This is a genomic window from Nocardia sp. NPDC006630, from assembly GCF_040611495.1.
Taxonomy (GTDB): domain Bacteria; phylum Actinomycetota; class Actinomycetes; order Mycobacteriales; family Mycobacteriaceae; genus Nocardia.
Map to the genome: position 1 here is coordinate 895,616 of NZ_JBEXOK010000001.1, position 20,027 is coordinate 915,642.

General features: G+C 67.9%; 1 protein-coding gene (cut by a window edge). It reads right to left on the minus strand.

Going from position 1 to position 20,027, the window contains the following annotated elements; all coding sequences use genetic code 11:
- A protein-coding gene (locus ABZX86_RS04145; protein ID WP_355119748.1) for a non-ribosomal peptide synthase/polyketide synthase crosses the window boundary here: on the minus strand, positions 1 to 20,027 show its 3' portion. The gene runs 24,586 nt beyond the window's last position; 20,027 of the gene's 44,613 nt are visible here — the last part of the coding sequence; its start codon lies beyond the right edge, outside the window; the stop codon is at positions 1 to 3.

A 20,027-nucleotide genomic window follows, 5' to 3' on the forward strand; every position in this document is an offset into this window, starting at 1 on the left:
CTAGTCGGGGATGATGCGGACTTCTTCGGGAGCCTCATCCGTCTGATCTGCGGCGGTGGTGAACCAGTGGGTTACTTCACCCTCGTCGAGATCGGTGGCGAGGTCCTCGGTCGGGAGGACCGAGAGGGCGCCGGCGGTGGCGGAGGTGAGGAATTCGTCCACGGCGGGCAGGCCCGCTGTCGCGGTGGTGAACGTCGTCGATTCGTAGTCGATTTCATGATCGGCGCGCAGGGTGGTGGCGCGGTCGAGGGCTTCGGTCTGGGTGAGGGTGGCCCAGGCGCCGGAGGGAGCGCGGTAGACGAAGGCCGGGTCGGATTCGGCGAGGGGGCGGACCCGGTCGGTGTAGGTGACCGGGTGCGCGGGGAGAGCGGTCAGATCGGCCTGGACCTTGGGGTCGGAGGGGACCAGCCAGCGGACCGAACTGGCCGCCGGTTCCTTGGCTATGCCGAAGTTGGCGCCCGCCGCGAGGATATCGCCGAAGGACATGCCGTCGGCGAACAGCGCTGCGGCGCCGGACTTCTGGATCGCCCACACCGCGACCACCGCATCGACCGAGCGCGGCAGCGCGACGGCGACAATGTCACCGGGGCCCGCCCCGCGGTCGATGAGCAGTCGTGCCAGCTGGGAGGAGCGGCGGTCGAGGACGTGGTACGCGGTTTCCTGACCGTCCCGCAGGAGAGCGGGGGCCTGCGGATCCTCTTCCACCACTTCGGCCAGCACATTGGCCACGGTGCGCGCACCGACCCGAGCCGGTTCCACCGCGGAATCCGGTGCGGTGACCGCACTTTCGGCGAGGATGCGAGCGCGCTCGGTCTCATCGAGGATATCGATGTCACCGACCAGCGCCGACGGCTCGCCCAGCAGCGAGTCCAGCACCCGATTCAACCGCGCCGCAAGGGTTTCGACCTCATCGGCGGTGAAGCGGGTATCGAGATAGCGCATGGAGATCTCGATGGTCTCGCTGGCCATGACCACCAGCGTCATCGGGTAGTGGGTGTCGTCGTTCATGCCGACACCGTTCACCGACATACCGTCGATGGAGCTGGCCGCGGCGATCGCGTCCTTGTCCACCGGATAGGACTCGAACACCACGAGAGTATCGAATTCCGCTCCGGCACCGGCCAATTGCTGAATCTCGGTCAACCCGATGTAGTGGTGATCCAGCAGATCTGCCTGCTCGACCTGCACCCGCTCCAGCATGCCGCCGAGGGTGAGGCGGTCATCGATGCGAATGCGCACGGGCACCGTGTTGATGAACAGCCCCACCATGGATTCCACGCCCGCCAGATCGGCCGGACGTCCGGAAACGGTGGCGCCGAACACCACATCGCCACGCCCGGTGAGGCGTCCGATGAGAATGGCCCACGCCGTCTGCACCAGCGTATTGACGGTGACGCTGAGTTCCGCGGCCCGCTTGCTGAGCTGACGGGTGCGTTCGGCATCGACCTCGAGGACGTGCCGCCCGATCTCGTACTGCTCATCGGCACGACCGGCGGGTGCGAGCTGGGTCGGCTCGGACACACCGGCGAGCGCGCGGGTCCACGCCCGCAATGATTCCTGACGATCCCGCCCGGCCAGCCAGGCCAGGTAGTTCCGGTAGGACGCCACCCGCGGCAGCGCGGACAGATCCCCGCGCACCGCGTACAGCACCAGCAGATCGCGCATGAGCAGCGGCATGGACCAGCCGTCCACCAGAATGTGGTGGGTGGTGATCACAAGGTTCCACTGATCATCCGCGGTGCGGAACAGCGTGAACCGCATGAGCGGCGCGGCCGCCAGATCGAAGTGCTCGGCGCGATCGGCGTCGATCAGCTCCCGCATCCGCGAAACGCGTTCCACCTCCGGCATATCGGTGAGATCGACAATCCGCCACGGCGCCTCGACCCGATCCATCACGACCTGATGCGCCTGACCCGCGGCATCGGTGACGAACGCCGTCCGCAGGCTCGGGTACCGGTCGACGATGGCCTGTGCGGCCGCGTGCAGTCGCTCGGTATCGACAACGCCGTTCAGATCCAGGACCGCCTGCATGGTGTAGACGTCCACGGCCTGCCGGCTCTGCGACATCATGGCCTGGAACAGCAGACCGGACTGCAGCGGCGAGAGCGGCCACACCTCGGTCATGGCCGGATAGGTCCGCTCCCAGCCTTCGATATCGCTCTGAGTCACCTTGACCAGCGCCATATCCGACGGTGTGAAGCCACCGGCGTCGGGCCGCCGGGCATGCTCGGCCAGCGCCGTCAGCGCCGCCACGAACAGATCGGCGAACTCCTGCACCCGCTCGCGGGTCAGCAGTCCGGTCGGGAAGGCGAAGGCCGCGCCCAGCTGCGGGCCGTCCTCGCCGTCGGTGACGATGGCATTGATATCGAGGGTGGCATTGGCGGGCATGTCCAGATCCATCTCCGCGTCCAGCTGCCCGAGATCGGCCACCGGCACCCAGCCCAGCTCCGAAAGCTGTTCGGGCACTTCACCGGTGGATACGCGACCCAGGTAGTTGAAACTGATCTGGCCGACACTGCGCAGCTGCGGCGCCGTCTCCGGGTTCAGATAGCGCAGCAGACCGTAGCCGAGACCCTTGTCGGGCACGGCGAGCAGCTGCTCCTTCACCGATTTCACAATGTCGCCCAGGGCATTTCCACCCGCGAAGGCGTCATCGAGATCGGCCCCGGCCAGATCTAACCGCACCGGATAGGCACTGGTGAACCAGCCGACCGTGCGCGAAAGATCCGCGCCCGCGACAACTTCCTCTTCACGGCCGTGACCCTCGAGCTTGATCAGCGCGGCATCATTGCCGTTGCCACGCCAGCGCGCGACCGCCATGGCCAGCGCCGACAGCAGACCGTCATTGACGCCACCCCGGTACCGACCCGGAATCGAGGTGAGCACCGCATCGGTGACCGCGGCGGGCACCGTGACCTCGACGCGTTCGACGGTGGCGAAGGTATCCACCGCCGCATCGAACTCGCGAGCGCCCAGCAGCGGATCCGCGGTCTCCACCACGCCCTGCCAGAACGACAGTTCCGCAACACGTTCCGGCGCGACGGCCGCATCGACGAGGGCATGCGCCCAGCGCCGCATGGAGGTGCCGTTGGCGGGCAGCGCGACCGGCTGATCGAACGCCAGCTGCGACCACGCCACCGCGAGGTCCGGAATCAGAATGCGCCAGGAGACGCCGTCGACCACGAAGTGGTGCGCGGCGACGAGCAGCACATCCGGCCGGCCCGCGCCGAACGCGAACCAGACGAACTGCATCATGGAGGCCTGCGCCGGATCGAGACGACCCAGAGCCGCATCGAGTTCGAGGCTGGCAACGCGAGACAGCTCGGCATCGGTGATATCGGCGGCGACCTCGACGCGGTGCACCAGGGCATCCACATCGACGCCACCGCGCGGCAGCGCCTCGAATTCCCAACCGGCGCTTTCGCTTCCGCGCAGTCGCGACCGCAGCACATCGTGGTGATCGAAGACCGCCGCGAGCGTGCCGACCAGCACCTTGCGATCGATGCCGTCGGGCAGGCGCAGCGCCATGGACTGCGAGAACCGCTGGTACGTCGAACCACTCGACAGAATCGCCGTCATGATCGGCGTCAGCGGAATATCGCCGACCCCGCCGCCGGGCAGCTCTGCCAGCCGCTCCTGCTCGTTATCCCCGCCCAGCACAGCGACTTCGGCCAGCCCGGCCACACTGCGCTTCTCGAAGACCTCACGAGGCGTGAACAGGATGCCGCGTGCCTTGGCCCGCGACACCAGCTGGATCGAGAGAATGGAGTCGCCGCCGAGCGCGAAGAACGAATCGTCCGCGCCGACCTGATCCACACCCAGGACCTCGGCGAACACCTCGGCGATCAGGGCCTCGATATCGCTGACCGGAGCCCGGAATTCGCGCGGTGCGAGCACCGGTTCCGGCAGTGCGCGCCGGTCCAGCTTGCCCGCCGGGGTCAGCGGAATCTGGTCCAGCACCGTAATGGCGGTCGGCACCATGTATTCCGGCAACCGCGCCGCGGCATGCTCGGTCAGCGCCGCGATATCGATGACCGCACCGTCGACCGGCCGCACATAGGCCGCCAGCATGGTAGTGCCGATATCGGTCTTGTGCCCGACCGTGACCGCGAAGTCCACACTCTCGTGCGACATGAGCGCCGCGTCGATCTCGCCCAGTTCGATACGGAAACCGCGCACCTTGACCTGGAAGTCATTGCGGCCCACGTACTCCACCACGGCGCTGCCCTTGGCGTCACGACGCCAGCGCACCACGTCACCGGTGCGGTACAGGCGCTGACCCGGCTCACCGTACGGATCGGCGACAAACCGCTCCGAGGTCAGACCCGGCCGGGCGTGGTAGCCCCGCGCCAGTTGCAGACCGGCCACGTACAGCTCGCCCGCGACACCCTCGGACACCGGGTGCAGGCGTGCGTCCAGCACCATGGCCCGCATACCGCGCACCGGACCACCGATGACAACGGTGTCCCCGGGCGCCAGCGCCGCACTGATATTGGTGGCGATGGTGGCCTCGGTCGGACCGTAGGCATTGTGGAAACGGCGCGGCCCGGCCGGATTCACCGACCACTTGGCGACGAGGTCCGCCGAGACGGCCTCGCCACCGGCGATGATGACCTCCATGCTCGCCAGCTGCGACGGCTCCAGCGAAGCCAGGACCGACGGCGTGATGAGGCCGACCGTGACCCGCTCGCGGGCGATCAGCTCACCGAGCTCGTCGCCGCCGTAGGTACCCGGCGGGACCACCACCAGCGTGCCGCCCGCGCCGAGCGCCAGCAGCAGCTCGAGCACCGAGGCGTCGAAGGACGGTGACGCGAATGCCAGTGCGCGCGAAGTGGAGTCGAGGCGATAGCGCTCGACCTGTTCGCGGCTGAAGTTGGCCAGACCCGCATGGGTCACCACAACACCCTTGGGCAGACCCGTCGAACCCGAGGTGTAGATGACGTACGCCGCATGTGCGGGCCGGATCGGGGCCCACCGCTCGGCATCGGTCACGGCCGCAGGCGAATGCGATTCGATCTCGGCGATGACCAGCGGGTCGTCGAGCGAGATCCACCCGGCCAGGCTGACCACCGGCGGCAGCGCCGCCAGCTCGTCACTCAGCGTAAGACCCAGTACCGCACCGGAATCGGAGATCATATGCGCGATGCGATCGGCCGGATAGGCCGGATCGACCGGTACGAACGCCGCACCCGACTTGGCCACGGCCCACACCGCGAGCACCGATTCGAACGAGCGCGGAATGGCCACGGCCACCCGCACATCCGGTCCGGCGCCCCGCTCGATGAGCATGCGCGCCAGGCGGGAGGAGGCCGCGTCGAGTTCGGCGTAACCGAGCACCTGACCGTCGAAGACCACGGCCTCGCCGACCGGGTTGGCGGCGACCGCATTGCCCATGATCTCGGGCAGGGTCAGCGGCTGCACGGCCGGTCCGCCATTGCGCGACAGCAGATCCGCGCGCTCGGCGGCCGACAGCAGCTGCAGATCGCCGACCGGCAGCTGCGGCCGCGCGGTGATCTGCTCCAGCAGCCTGGTGAAGCGCTGTGCGAAGCGTTCGACGGTGGCGTCGTCGAACAGGTCACGGGCGAAGGCGAATTCGGCGTACATGCCCTCGCCGGCCGCGCCCGCCTCGGTAATCGTCAGCGACAGATCGAACTTGGCCGTCTCGTTCTCGAAATCGACGGCGGCGACCCGCAATCCGGGCAGTTCGAAGGTGCTGTCCGGCAGGTTCTCGAACGACAGCACCACCTGGAACAGCGGGTGGCGCGCGGTCGAGCGCTCCGGATTGATGACCTCCACAAGCCGCTCGAACGGAATATCCGCGTGTGCGAAGGCCTGCAGATCCGCATCCTTGGCACGCGCCAGCAGCTGCGCGAAGGTCAGATCCGCGTCCACCTCGGTGCGCAGCACCAGGGTATTGACGAACATGCCGATCACATTGTCGAGTTCGGCCTCGCCGCGACCCGCGATCGGGGTGCCGATGGCGATGTCCTCGGTGCCCGACAGGCGCGAGAGGAATACCGCCAGCGCGGCGTGCACCACCATGAACATGGTCGCGCCCTGTTCGCGGGCAATGCTCTGCAGGCCGCGGTGCAGTCCGGCCCCGATGGGGAAGTGCACCTTGCCGCCGCGGAAGGACTGCGCGTTCGGCCGCGGACGGTCGGACGGCAGATTGAGCTCATCGGGCAGATCCGCCAGCGCGGTGCGCCAGTAGTCGGCCTGCGCGGAGATGAGGCTCTCGGGATCCTGTTCGGAACCGAGCACCGCCCGCTGCCAGATCGAGTAGTCGGCGTACTGCACCGGCATCGGCGCCCAGCCGGGCGTGACGCCATTGGCGCGCGCCGCGTACGCGATCATCACATCGCGGGTGAGCGGGCCCATGGACCAGCCGTCCGCGCTGATGTGATGCGCCACGAACACCAGGACGTGCTCGATGACCGGCTCGGCCGGGACCGGAGTCCGGACCATGCCCAGCGCGACGGCCGCATGTGCGCCGACGGCCCGCAGGGTGGCGGCCTCGAAGGCGTCCGCCACGTCCAGGAACGCGGCCTCGTGCGCACCGAGCGACTCCGCGACAGCGGGGGTCTCGACGCGGAACAGCTTGGCGCGCAACGGCACCTCCGCCGTCACGTCGAAGCCGGTGGAGATGAGCTCGGCAATCCGGTCACGCACCGATTCGGCGGTCACCGTGATCGGCGTGAGATCCGGAATCGCCTGTGCGGCGGTCACGATCACCTGGGTGGCGGCGCCGTCGGCCTGCGGGTAGATGGTCCGCAGCGTCTCGTGGCGGCCGATCACATCGGCGACGGCCTGCTGCAGCGCGTCCGTATCCAGTTCGCCGGTGAGGCGGACTGCGACCGGAATGTTGTAGGCCGCCGAGGTGATGTCGAACTGGTTGAGGAACCACATGCGCTGCTGTGCCAGCGACAGCGGCACCGAGGCCGGGCGCTCCTGCGCGACCAGCGGACGGCGATCACCGGAACCGGCGTGCAGTTCCAGCTTGATGGCCAGTCCGGCGACCGTGGAGGCCTCGAACAGGGTCCGGACCGGAACCCGGCTGTCCAGCGCCGCGCCGAGGCGAGCGGCGACCTGCGTTGCCAGCAGCGAGTTTCCGCCGAGGGCGAAGAAGTCGTCGTCCGCGCCGACCCGTTCGGCGCCGAGGACCTCGGTGAACACGCCGGCCACGATCTCTTCGATCGGGGTGGACGGGGCACGGAAGGCCTGGGTCTCGAACTCGGGCTCCGGCAGGGCCTTTCGATCCAGCTTGCCGTTGACGTTCAGCGGCAGGGCGTCCAGGACCACGAACGCCGACGGCACCATGTACGACGGCAGCGCCGCCGACAGGACAGACTTCGCCTGTGTCACTTCCACGCTCGCGGCGAGGTCGGACGGTACCAGGTAGGCGACCAGGCGATCGCCGGTGCGCTGATCCGACTTGGCCAGCACCGCAACCTGCGCGATCTCCGGCATGGCCAGCAAAGCCGCCTCGATCTCACCGAGCTCGATACGGAAGCCGCGGATCTTCACCTGGAAGTCGGTACGACCGCGATATTCGAGCTCACCGTTCGCTGCCCAGGCGACGAGGTCACCGGTGCGGTACATGCGCTCGCCGTTGCCGAACGGGTTGGCCACGAAGCGATCAGCTGTCAGATCCGCACGGCCGAAGTAACCGCGCGCCAGCTGCGCACCCGCCAGATACAGCTCACCCGAGACACCTGCGGCAACCGGGTGCAGGCGTGAATCGAGCACGTAGACCTGGCTGTTCCACTCCGGCGCACCGATGGAGACCGAGCCCTGATCGGCATCGGTGACCAGGTGCGAGGTGATGGACACCGCGGCCTCGGTCGGGCCGTACAGATTGAACAGCTGCGCGGACGGGTTGGCCCTGCGGAAGCGCTGGGCCACGGTCGCGGGCAGCGCCTCACCGATCGCCAGCACCCGCCGCAACGAACGCGTCAGCGCACCACCGGATTCGGTCAGCAGCGCGTCCAGCATCGACGGCACCGCATGCAATGTGGTCACCAGCTCACGAGCCATCAACTCGTTCAGATACGCCGGATCCCGATGACCATCGGGAGAGGCGATGACCAGACGACCGCCACACACGGCGGCCGACCAGAACTCCCAGACCGAAAGGTCGAAGGTGGCGGCAGTCTTCAACAAGACCGCGTCGTCGGCGCCGAGGCCGAATTCGGCGGTCTTCCACTGCAACTGGTTCGCCACCGCAGCATGCGGCAACGCCACACCCTTCGGTCGACCGGTCGAACCGGACGTGAAGATCACGTACGCGGTATGCGACGGCAACAGCGGCGACACCCGCTCCGCATCGGTAATAGGCTCGACCGCAAGCGATTCCAACGCCAGCTGATCCAAGCGCACCAGCGGCGCGGCCTCGGTACTGAAGCGGGCTTCGGCATTGGTCAGCACACACACCGGAGCAGCGGTCTCGAGAATGTAGTCCGTGCGCTCGGCAGGCTGGTCGGGATCCACCGGCACATACGCACCACCGGCAGCCGACACCGCGTACATCGCGACAACCAGATCCACCGAACGCCGCAGCGCCAGCGCGACCCGCGACTCCGGGCCGACACCGATCGAGATCAGGTGCCGGGCAAGACGATTCACCCGGATACCGAGCTCGGCGTAGGTGAGCACCTCACCATCGGGCCCGATCAGCGCAACAGCGGTCGGAATGGCCGCCACCGTCGCATCGAGCAGCGATACCAGCGTCGCGGCCGAATCCGTCTCGTGCGCAGTCGCATTGCGATCGCTCAGCAGATCGGTGCGCTCGGCCGCGGCCAGCAGCTCGATATCGCCCACCGCCGTATGCGGCGCGGCGGTGATCGCACCGAGCAGTCGCACGAAGCGGTCGACGAAGCCCTGCACGGTCGCATGGTCGAAAAGATCGGTCGCGTAGGTGAACAGACCGGTGATACCCACCGGCGTGCCCGCCTCTTCGTACCGGTCGGTGGCGATCAGATGCAGATCGAACTGCGAGATCTGGGTATCGATATCCAGACCGGAGACGGTCAGACCAGGCAGTTCGAGGTTGGACTGCGCCAGGTTCTGGAACGACAGGCCCACCTGGAACAGCGGATGCCGTGCCGTGGAACGCACCGGATTGAGCACCTCGACCAGGCGCTCGAACGGCACATCGGCATTGGCGAACGCCTGGATGTCGGTCTCGCGCTGGCGGGCCAGCAGCTGGGTGAACGCGGCATCGGTGTCGACCCGGGTGCGGAAGACCAGGGTATTGACGAACATGCCGATGAGGTCGTCGAGCACGGCCTCGCCGCGACCGGCCATCGGGGTGCCGATGGCGATGTCGTCGGTGCCGGACAGCCGGGCCAGCAGCACCGCGAGCGCGGTGTGCACGACCATGAACAGCGTCGCACCCTCGGCCCGGGCCAGATCGACCAGCGCACGGTGCATTTCGGCATCGATGCGCAGTTCGACCTTGCCACCGGCGAAGGACTGCACCGCCGGGCGCGGACGATCGGACGGCAGATCCAGCTGATCCGGCAGCTCGGCCAGCGCCGACTTCCAGTAGGCGACCTGCTTGGTCGACAGCGATTCCGGATCGTCCTCGCTGCCCAGCAGATCGCGCTGCCAGATGGAGTAGTCGGCGTACTGCACCGCGAGCTTGGACCAGCCCGGACGCTGCCCGATGGAGCGGGCGGCGTAGGCCATCATCAGATCGCGGGTCAGCGGGCCGACCGAGGAGCCGTCACCGGAGATGTGGTGAATCGCCAGGGCCAGAACGTACTCGGTGGATTCGTCATCGCCGATGCGGAACAGCGCCACCTTCAGCGGCACCTCGGTGGTGACGTCGAAGACCGTGGAGGTCAAAGCCACCACGGCGGCGGCGACCTCGTCGGCGCCGACGGTGCGCACCTCGAGCTCGGGCACGGCCTGTGCGGTCGACAGGATGACCTGCACCGGACCGGTCTCGGTCTGCGGGTACACGGTCCGCAGAATCTCGTGGCGGGCAACAACATCCACAATCGCGGCGCGCAGCGCGTCCACATCGAGGGCGCCGGACAGGCGCACCGCGACCGGCACGTTGTAGGCCGCCGACTGATTGTCGAAGCGGTTGAGGAACCACATGCGCTGCTGCGCCAGCGAGAGCGGAATGCTGTCGGGGCGCGGCCCGGCGGTGAGCGCCTTGCGGCCGCCCGCACCGGCATCGTGCTCCACCCGCGCCGCCAGGGCGGATACGGTGGTCGCCTCGAACATCAGGCGCACCGGCACCCGGGTGTTCAGCGCCTCGCCGAGGCGGGCCGCGACCTGGGTGGCCAGCAGTGAGTTACCGCCCCAGGCGAAGAAGTCGTCATCGAGACCGATGCGACCACCCTCGATGTGCAGCACGTCCGCGAACACGCCGGCCACGATCTGCTCGATCGGGGTGACGGGTGCGCGGAAGACCGCCTTCTCGAAGCTGGGCGCGGGCAGCGCCTTGCGATCGAGCTTGCCATTGGCGTTCAGCGGCAGCGCGTCGATCTGCATGAAGACCGACGGCACCATGTACGACGGCAGCTCCGCCGACAGCGCCGATTGCATTGCCTGCTTGTCGATTTCGCCGCCGGCGGGAGCGACGGGCCCGGAGGCGGCAGCCTGCGTAACCATGGAGGGACCCGTGGACGCCGTATTAGGCGCAGCGGCGACGACGTAGGCGACGAGGCGGTCACCGAGCGCCGGATCCTGGTGTGCGACAACGGCAGCGGAGGCGATGGCCGACTGGCGCAGCAGCGCCGATTCGATATCGCCGAGCTCGATGCGGAAGCCGCGGATCTTCACCTGGAAGTCGGTGCGGCCCCGGTACTCCAGCTCACCGGCGGCATTCCAGGCCACCAGGTCACCGGTGCGGTACATACGAGCACCGCCGGTACCGAACGGGTTCGCCACGAACCGATCCGAGGTCAGATCGGCGCGGCCGTAGTAACCGCGCGCCAGCTGCGCACCGGCCAGGTAGAGCTCACCGGACACGCCCACCGGCACCGGCCGCAGGCGCGAATCCAGTACGTACACCTGGCTGTTCCACTCGGGCGAACCGATAGATACCGACATCTCGTCGGCATCGGTCACCCGGTGGCTGGTGATCGAGACCGCGGCCTCGGTCGGGCCGTACAGGTTGAACAGCTCGGTACGCGGCCGCTCGGCACGGACCCGCTGTGCCAGCGGAGCGGGCAGCGCCTCACCGATGGCGAGAATGCGCCACAGCGAATCCGGCAGGCCGTCGGCCAGCAGTGCGTCCAGCATGGACGGCACCACGTGCAGCGTGGTCACCCATTCCCGGGCGATGAGCTCGTTCAGGTACGCCGGATCCCGATGCCCGTGCGGCTGCGCGATGACCAGGCGGCCACCGCAGGCGGCGGCGGACCAGAATTCCCACACCGAGAGGTCGAAGGTCGCAGCGGTCTTGAGCAGCACCGCATCGGCCGGATCGAGGCCGAATTCGGTGGTCTTCCACAGCAACTGGTTGACCACGGCGCCGTGCGGCAGCGCCACACCCTTCGGGCGACCGGTCGAACCGGACGTGAAGATGATGTACGCCGTATTGGCGGCCGTCAGCTCCCGCACCCGCTCGGCGGTGGCGATCGGCTTATCGGAGTAACCCGACAGCTCCAGCTCGTCGATGGCCAGCACCTCGATCGCGCCGATACCGGCGGCGTCACCCTCGGCAGCGATGACGAACCCGTCACGGCTGGTGGTGAGCACGCAGGCGGGGGCGGCGATTTCGAGAATGTAGTTGGTGCGGTCGGCCGGCTGATCTGGATCGATCGGCACATACGCCGCGCCGGACTTGGCAATGGCGTACATGGCGACGACCAGGTCCGCGGAGCGCCGGATGGCAAGGCCCACACGGTCTTCCGCGCCGATGCCGCGGACGATGAGCTCGCGGGCCAGGCGGTTGACTCGCGCGTCGAGCTCGCGGTAGGTCAGCGTTTCGACCCCGTCGGCGGTGTCCGCCACCAGGGCGACGGCCTTCGGGTCGGCGGCGACGGCGGCGTCGAGCAGCGTGACCAGGGTGGCGGTCGCGCCGTCCGGGAACACCTCGGCGACATCCTGTGCGGTGTTGTTCCACTGCAGCAGGATTCGGTCGTTCTCCGCGGCATCGAGAATATCGATCTCGCCGACCGTGGCGGTGGCGTCCTCGAGGACGGCATCGAGCACCCGCAGGAACCGGTCGGCGAATCCGCGCACGGTGGATTCGTCGAACAGGTCGGTGGCATAACCGAATTCGGTGAGGATCTCGGCCGGCGCGCCGTCATCGGTGTACCGGTCGTAGAGCGTCACATGCAGATCGGTCTTGGCCAGCTGCGATTCGAACTGCACCGCGCTGACGTGCAGGCCCGGCAGTTCGAAGGCGGTCTCGGCCAGGTTCTGGAACGAAAGACCCACCTGGAACAGCGGATTGCGCGCATTGGAGCGCACCGGGTTGAGCACCTCGACCAGGCGCTCGAATGGCACCTCACCATTGGCGAAGGCTTCCAGATCGCGTTCGCGCACCTCGGCGAGCACATCGGCGAAGGTCACCGCGCGATCGATGCGGGTGCGGAACACCAGCGTGTTCACGAACATGCCGATGAGATCGTCGAGTTCGCGCTCACCACGGCCCGCGATCGGGGTGCCGACGGCAATATCGTCACTGCCGGACAGGCGCGACAGCAGTACCGCCAGCGCCGCGTGCACCACCATGAACAGCGACGCGTTATTGGCGCGCGCCAACTCGTGCAGCCTGGCGTGCCGTCCGGCGTCGATGTCGAAGCGCAGCGCCTTGCCGTGGAACGACTGCGCGGGCGGGCGCGGCCGATCGGTCGGCAGTTCCAGCTGATCGGGCAGTTCGGCGAGCGCCCGGGTCCAGTAGCCGACCTGCTGTGCGGCAAGCGATTCCGGATCCTCTTCCGAACCCAGCACCGTGCGCTGCCACAGCGCGTAGTCGCCGTACTGCACCGGCAGCGGAGCCCACTGCGGGGCTTCGCCATTGGCGCGCGCCACATAGGCGGCCATGACATCGCGCGCCATCGGGCCCATGGAGGAACCGTCGGCGGAGACGTGATGGATGGTGAAGGCCAGCACATGCTCTTCGGTATCGCTGTCGGAAGCGCCGAGAGGGGGAGCGATGCGGAACAGCTTCACCGCGAGCGGCACCTCGACGGTGACGTCGAAGGTGGTCATGGCGAATTCGATGACCTTGCCCAGCAGATCGTCCTCGGCGACCGCCTCGGGAACCAGCGACAGATCGGTCTGCGTCGCGGGCAGGATGACCTGGTGCGGGCCGTCGGCCGAACGCGGGTAGACGGTGCGCAGCACCTCGTGCCGGTTGATCACATCGCCGATGGCCAGCTTCATGGCGGTGAGATCGAGCGCGCCGATGAGCCGCACCGCGAGCGGAATGTTGTCCACCGCTGAGGTACTGGTGTCGAACTGGTTCAGGAACCAGTAGCGCTGCTGCGCCGGGGAGAGCGGCAGATTGTCCGGACGCTCACCGGCGACCAGGCGCGGACGGGCCCGGCCGGAACCGGCGGCCCGCTCCACCCGGGCGGCCAGCGCCGCCACCGTGGAGGCTTCGAACAGATCGCGCACGGCCAGCTGGATGTCCAGGGCCGCGCCGAGGCGCGCGGTCACCTGGGTGGCGATGAGCGAGTTGCCGCCGAGCTCGAAGAAGTCGTCGTCGACACCGACGCGGCCGACGCCGAGCACATCGGAGAAGGTGCCGGCCACGATCTCTTCGATCGGGGTGGACGGGGCCCGGAAGACCTTGGCCTCGAAGACCGGCGCGGGCAGCTTCTTGCGATCGAGCTTGCCGGAGGCATTGAGCGGGAAGGCCTCCAGCACTACGAAGGCGTTCGGCACCATATAGCCGGGCAGGGCATCGCCGAGTTCGGCGCGCACGCCCTCCACGTCCACCGCCAGACCCGCGGCGGGGATGACATAGGCGACAAGCTGATCGCCGAGACGATCGTCGCTGCGCACCACGACCACCGACTGGGCAATGGAGTCGACGGCGGTGAGGGCGGCTTCGATCTCGCCGAGCTCGATGCGCAGACCGCGCAGCTTCACCTGGAAGTCGGTGCGGCCCAGGTATTCCAGCTCGCCCGCGCCGGTCCACTTCACTAGGTCGCCGGTGCGGTACATGCGCGCGGCGTGGTGGAACGGATCGGCGACGAAGCGGTCGGCGGTCAGTTCCGGACGCGCGACATAGCCGCGCGCCAGCTGGACGCCCGCGAGGTACAGCTCACCCGCGACACCCGGCGCGACCGGGTGCAGGCGCGCATCCAGCACGTAGACACGGGTATTGAAGACCGGGCGGCCGATCGGCACCGAGACGGTGTCGGCCGCCGTCACCTCGTGATAGGTGACGTCGACGGCGGCTTCGGTCGGGCCGTACAGGTTGTGCAGTTGCGCGCCGGTCAGCTCGAGCAGCTTGTGCGCGGTCGGTGCGGGCAGCGCCTCACCCGAGGCGAAAACCTGTCGCAGCGACACACATTCGGCGGCCTTGGGTTCAGCCACGAAGACCGACATCATCGACGGCACGAAATGCGCTGTGGTGACGTCGTATTCGGCGATGAGATCGGCCAGGTAGGCCGGATCGCGGTGACCGTCCGGCTTGGCGACGACCAGCTGCGCACCGACCTGCAAGGGCCAGAAGAACTCCCAGACCGACACGTCGAACGTCGCCGGGGTCTTCTGCAGGATCACATCGTCGTCGAACAGCCCGTACTCGGTCTGCATCCAGACCAGGCGGTTGACGATGGCGGCATGGGTGACCGCCACCCCCTTCGGGCGCCCGGTCGAGCCGGAGGTGAAGATCACGTACGCGGTATGCGATTCCCGCAGCGGCGCAGTGCGATCCGCGTCGGTGATCGGCGCGTCCGAGTACTCCGACAGGTCGATCTCGTCGATACGCAGTGTGCGCGTACCGGATTCGAAACCGTCGCGGGTGGTGGTGAGCACGCACACCGGCTGGGCGGTGTCGAGCACATACCCGTTGCGCTCCTCCGGATGATCCGGATCCAGCGGCACGTACGCGCCACCGGCGGCGATGACGGCGTACATGCCGATCACCAGATCGAGCGAACGGCGCATGCCCAGGGCGACAAACGAATCCGGTCCGACACCCTCGGCGATCAAGTGCCGCGCCAGCTGGTTGACGCGGGAGGCGAACTCACCGTACGAGAGGGCCGTCCCCTCGAACACCACGGCGGTGGCCTTCGGCGTCTGCGCGGCCTGGGTCGCGAACATGGACGCCAGGGTCACATCGGCCTCGGACTTGCGTCCGGCCAGAGCCACCCGGGTCACGTCGTACTCGGTGGCGTTCCAGGACCGCAGCACCTTGCGGCGCTCGGCATCGTCGAGCACCTCGATATCGCCGACCAGCGTGCTCGGCTCCGCGACCACGGCGGTCAGCGTGCGCACCAGGCGAGCCGCGAAGGCGGCAATGGTGGAGGCGTCGAAAATATCGGTGGCATAGGCGAATTCGGCGGTCATACCGTCGATGACGCCGTCCGCGCCGAGCCGCTCGGTAAGGTTCAGGTGCAGATCGAACTTGGCGGTGACCACATCCAGCGGTACGCCCGCCACTTCCAGACCCGGCAGCGTGAAGCTGGCTTCGCCGGTGTTCTGGAACGACAGCATGACCTGGAACAGCGGATGCCGGGCCTGCGAGCGGGCCGGGTTGAGAATCTCCACCAGGCGCTCGAACGGCAGATCGGCATGGCCGAAGGCCGACAGGTCGGTGTCCTTGGTCCGGGCCAGCAGTTCGGTGAACTTCTCCCCCGAATCGATCGGCGTCCGCAGCACCAGGGTATTGACGAACATGCCGATGGCATCGTCGAGCGCGGCCTCACCACGGCCGGCGACCGCGGTGCCGATGGCGATATCGTCGCCGCCGGACAGGCGGGCCAGCAGTGCCGCGAAGGCGGCGTGCACCACCATGAACAGGCTCGCGCCGTGCTCACGGGCGAGGTTGTTCAGTCCGTTGAGCAGTTCGGCGTCGACCGAGAACTCGTGCACGCCACCGCGGTTGGAGGCCACGGCGGGGCGCGGGCGATCCGAAGGCAGGTCGATCTGGTCCGGCAGACCGGCCAGCGCATCCGACCAGTAGCCGACCTGCTGGGAGATCAGCGAGCCGGAATCCTCTTCCGAACCCAGGGTCTCGCGCTGCCACAGTGCGAAGTCGGCGTACTGCACCGGCAGCGGAGTCCACTGCGGTGCGGCACCGTTCGCGCGGGAGGCGTAGGCGAGCATGACGTCGCGGGCCAGCGGACGCACCGACCAGCCGTCACCGGAGATGTGGTGCACCACGAAAACCAGGACGTGCGTGGGCTGTTCGGCGTCTTCGACCTGGAACAGTCCGGCGCGCACCGGAGGCGCGACGGTGACGTCGAAGCCGGTGAGCACCAGTTCGGCAATGCGTTCGCGCAGTTCCGATTCGGTGACAGCGATGGACGCGAGGCCATTACCCGCGACGGCCGGGAGGGCCGAAGCGCTCTCGGTCTCGCCCGATTCGGCGTTGCCGGTCTCCTCCGCGGTGGTCGCATCGCTACGCAGCAGGGTGTCGAGGCGAACCTGGTCGGCGGGCAGGATGACCTGCACGCCACGGCCTTCGGTGTTCTCCGGGTAAACGGTGCGCAGCACCTCGTGCCGCTCCAGCACATCGCCGACGGCGTCCAGCAGCGCATCCACGTCGAGGTCGCCGGTGAGGCGGACCGCGAGCGGGATGTTGTTCACAGCCGAAGCCGTGTCGAAACGGTTCAGGAACCACATGCGCTGCTGCGCCAACGACAGCGGAATCTCGTCCGGACGCTCCTGCGCCACAAGTTCGCTGCGGCTACCGGTGCCCGCCTGCGCCTGCACACGGGCCGCCAAAGCGGCCACAGTCGGGGCATCGAACAGCGTGCGCACCGGCACACGGGTATCAAGAGCCGCACCGAGTCGAGCGACAACCTGAGTCGCGATGAGCGAGTTGCCACCCAGCTCGAAGAAGTCGTCCTCGGCACCCACCGGGAGCTCGAGACCGAGCACCTCGGTGAAGACCGCAGCGACAATCTCCTCGGCACGGGTGGCCGGAGCACGGAACTCGCGAGCAGCGAACTCCGGCTCGGGCAGAGCACGACGATCGAGCTTGCCGTTCGCATTGAGCGGGAACGCATCCACGGCCACGAACGCAGCCGGAACCATATACGAGGGCAGCTGCTCCGACAGGTGGGCGCGCAAGGCATCCACCTCCACCGAACCATCGGCCGGAACGACATAGCCGACCAGCTGATCACCGGTACGAGCATCCGAACGCAACACCACAACGGCCTGCGCGACCGACTCATGGGCCGTGAGCGCCGACTCGATCTCACCGAGCTCGATCCGCAGACCACGCAACTTCACCTGGAAATCGGTGCGGCCCAAGTACTCCAGCTCACCGGCGGCGGTCCAGACCACCAGGTCACCAGTGCGGTACATCCGCTCACCCGGGGTGAACGGGTTCGCCACGAAACGATCCGAGCTCAGATCCGCACGCGCCACATAACCACGGGCCAACTGCACACCCGCGAGGTACAGCTCACCCGCCATACCCGGCGCCACCGGGTGCAGACGCGAATCCAACACGTAAACCTGGGTATTGAACACCGGACGACCGATCGGCACCGTCTCGGTATCGGCATCGACGACCTGGTGGTACGTCACATCGACGGCAGCCTCGGTCGGACCGTACAGGTTGTGCAACGCCGCACCGGTCACCGCACGCAACTGCTGAGCAGTGGTCGCCGGCAACGCCTCACCGGAAGCGAAAACCAGACGCAGACTCGTGCACCGGGCCGCAGTCGGCTCGGCAACGAATACGGCCAGCATCGACGGCACGAAGTGCGTGGTCGTGACACCTTCTGCGGCAATGACCTCCGCCAGGTACACCGGGTCGCCATGACCGTCGGGCTTAGCCACGACCAGGCGCGCACCGACCTGCAAGGGCCAGAAGAACTCCCACACCGACACATCGAAAGTGGCCGGAGTCTTCTGCAACACCACATCATCAGCGGTCAGCCCGTACTCGGACTGCATCCACACCAGGCGGTTGACGATGGCTTGGTGGGTGACCGCCACACCCTTCGGGCGACCGGTCGAACCTGACGTGAAGATGACGTACGCGATATTCGACGACCGCAGCGGCGCACGACGATCCGCATCCGTCACCGGAGCATCGGAGTAGCCGGACACATCGAGCGCATCGACCGCGAGCACCGAGACACCCTCGTGGGTGAACCCGTCGCGCTCGGTGGTCAGCACGCACACCGGATCGGCGGTATCGAGCACATACGCAATGCGATCAGCCGGCTGATCCGGATCCAGCGGCACGTACGCGCCACCGGCCTCCAGCACCGCGTACATGGCGACCACCAGGTCCAGCGACCGGCGAATACCCAGTGCGACCAGGCTGTCCGGGCCGACACCGGCCTCGATCAGCTTGCGCGCCAACTGATGCACACGACCGGCGAACTCGCCGTAGGAGAGCTCTGCCCGTGCCTCGCTGCGCTCGGGTGTCCCCTCGAACGAGAGAGCTGTGGCGTCCGGAGTACGCGCGGCCTGGGCCTCGAACAGCGCGACCAGCGTATTCGCCGCATCGCCGGTCCAGGCCACCCGCATAATGTCGCCGCGCGCCTTCTCGGCGTCCTCGGAGGCAATGGCGTCGGCCCGATCGGCGAGCACATCGCCGACCCGGAAGCCGGTGCGGTTCCAGGTGGAGGTGACCAGGGACCGCTCGGCATTGTCGAGCAGATCGATATCGCCGACCGCGCGATCCGGCTGTGCCGTTATGGCTTCCAGCAGGCGGCCGAAGCGCTTGGCGAAACGCGCCATGGTCGCGTTGTCGAACAGGTCGGTGGCGTAGATGAGTTCGGCGGTGATGCCGGACGGAGTGCCGCCGAAACCGTTGCCGGACACATTGTGTGCGGCGTTCTGTTCGGTGAGCACCAGCTGCAGGTCGAACTTGGCGGTGTCGAGCGGCAGATCGACGCCGCTGACGGTCAGGCCGGGCAGCTCCAGTTCGGCCGGGCCGGTGTTCTGGAACGACAGCATGACCTGGAACAGCGGATGCCGCGCCTGCGAACGGGCCGGGTTGAGGATCTCCACCAGGCGCTCGAACGGCAGGTCGGAGTGCCCGAAGGCCGCGATATCGGTGGCGCGCACCGATTCCAGCAGGGTGTTGAAGCCCGCGCCGCTGTCGATCGGGGTGCGCAGCACGAGGGTATTGACGAACATGCCGATGAGGTCGTCGAGCGCACGCTCACCACGACCGGCCACCGGGGTGCCGATCGCGATATCCGATTCACCGGACAGGCGCGCGAGCAGGGTGGCGAGTGCCGCGTGCGCCACCATGAACAGTGTGGCGCCGCGACGGCGGGCCAGCTCCAGCAGCTTGCCGTGCACCTCGGCGTCGATGGTGAAGACGTGTGTGCCACCGCGGCCGGAGGCGACCGCCGGGCGCGGCCGGTCGGACGGCAGCTCCAGCTGATCCGGCAGCCCGCGCAGCGTCCGGTCCCAGTACGAGATCTGCTGTGCGATCACCGATTCCGCATCGGCCTCATCGCCGAGGACCGCGCGCTGCCACAGTGCGTAGTCGGCGTACTGCACTTCCAGTGGCCGCCAGGCGGGTTCGCCGCCCTCGACCCGAGCGCCGTAGGCGGTCATGACATCCCGGGTGAGCGGGCCCATGGAGAACCCGTCGGCGGAGATGTGGTGCACCACCAGCGCGAGCACATGCTCGGTGGGGCTGACCTCGAACAGGCGGGCCCGGAACGGCACATCGACGGTGACGTCGAAGCCGGTCAGCACCAGCTCCGAAAGGGCCTGCGGCAGTTCGGCTTCGGTGACGTCCACCGGGGTCAGATCGGGGATGACCTGGCCGGTGGGGACGATCTCCTGGTACGCGGTCCCGTCGACCTCCGGGTAGCGGGTGCGCAGTGATTCGTGGCGCGCCAGCACATCGGCGACGGCGATCTGCAGGGCCTGGCGATCCACCAGACCCGAAAGCCGCA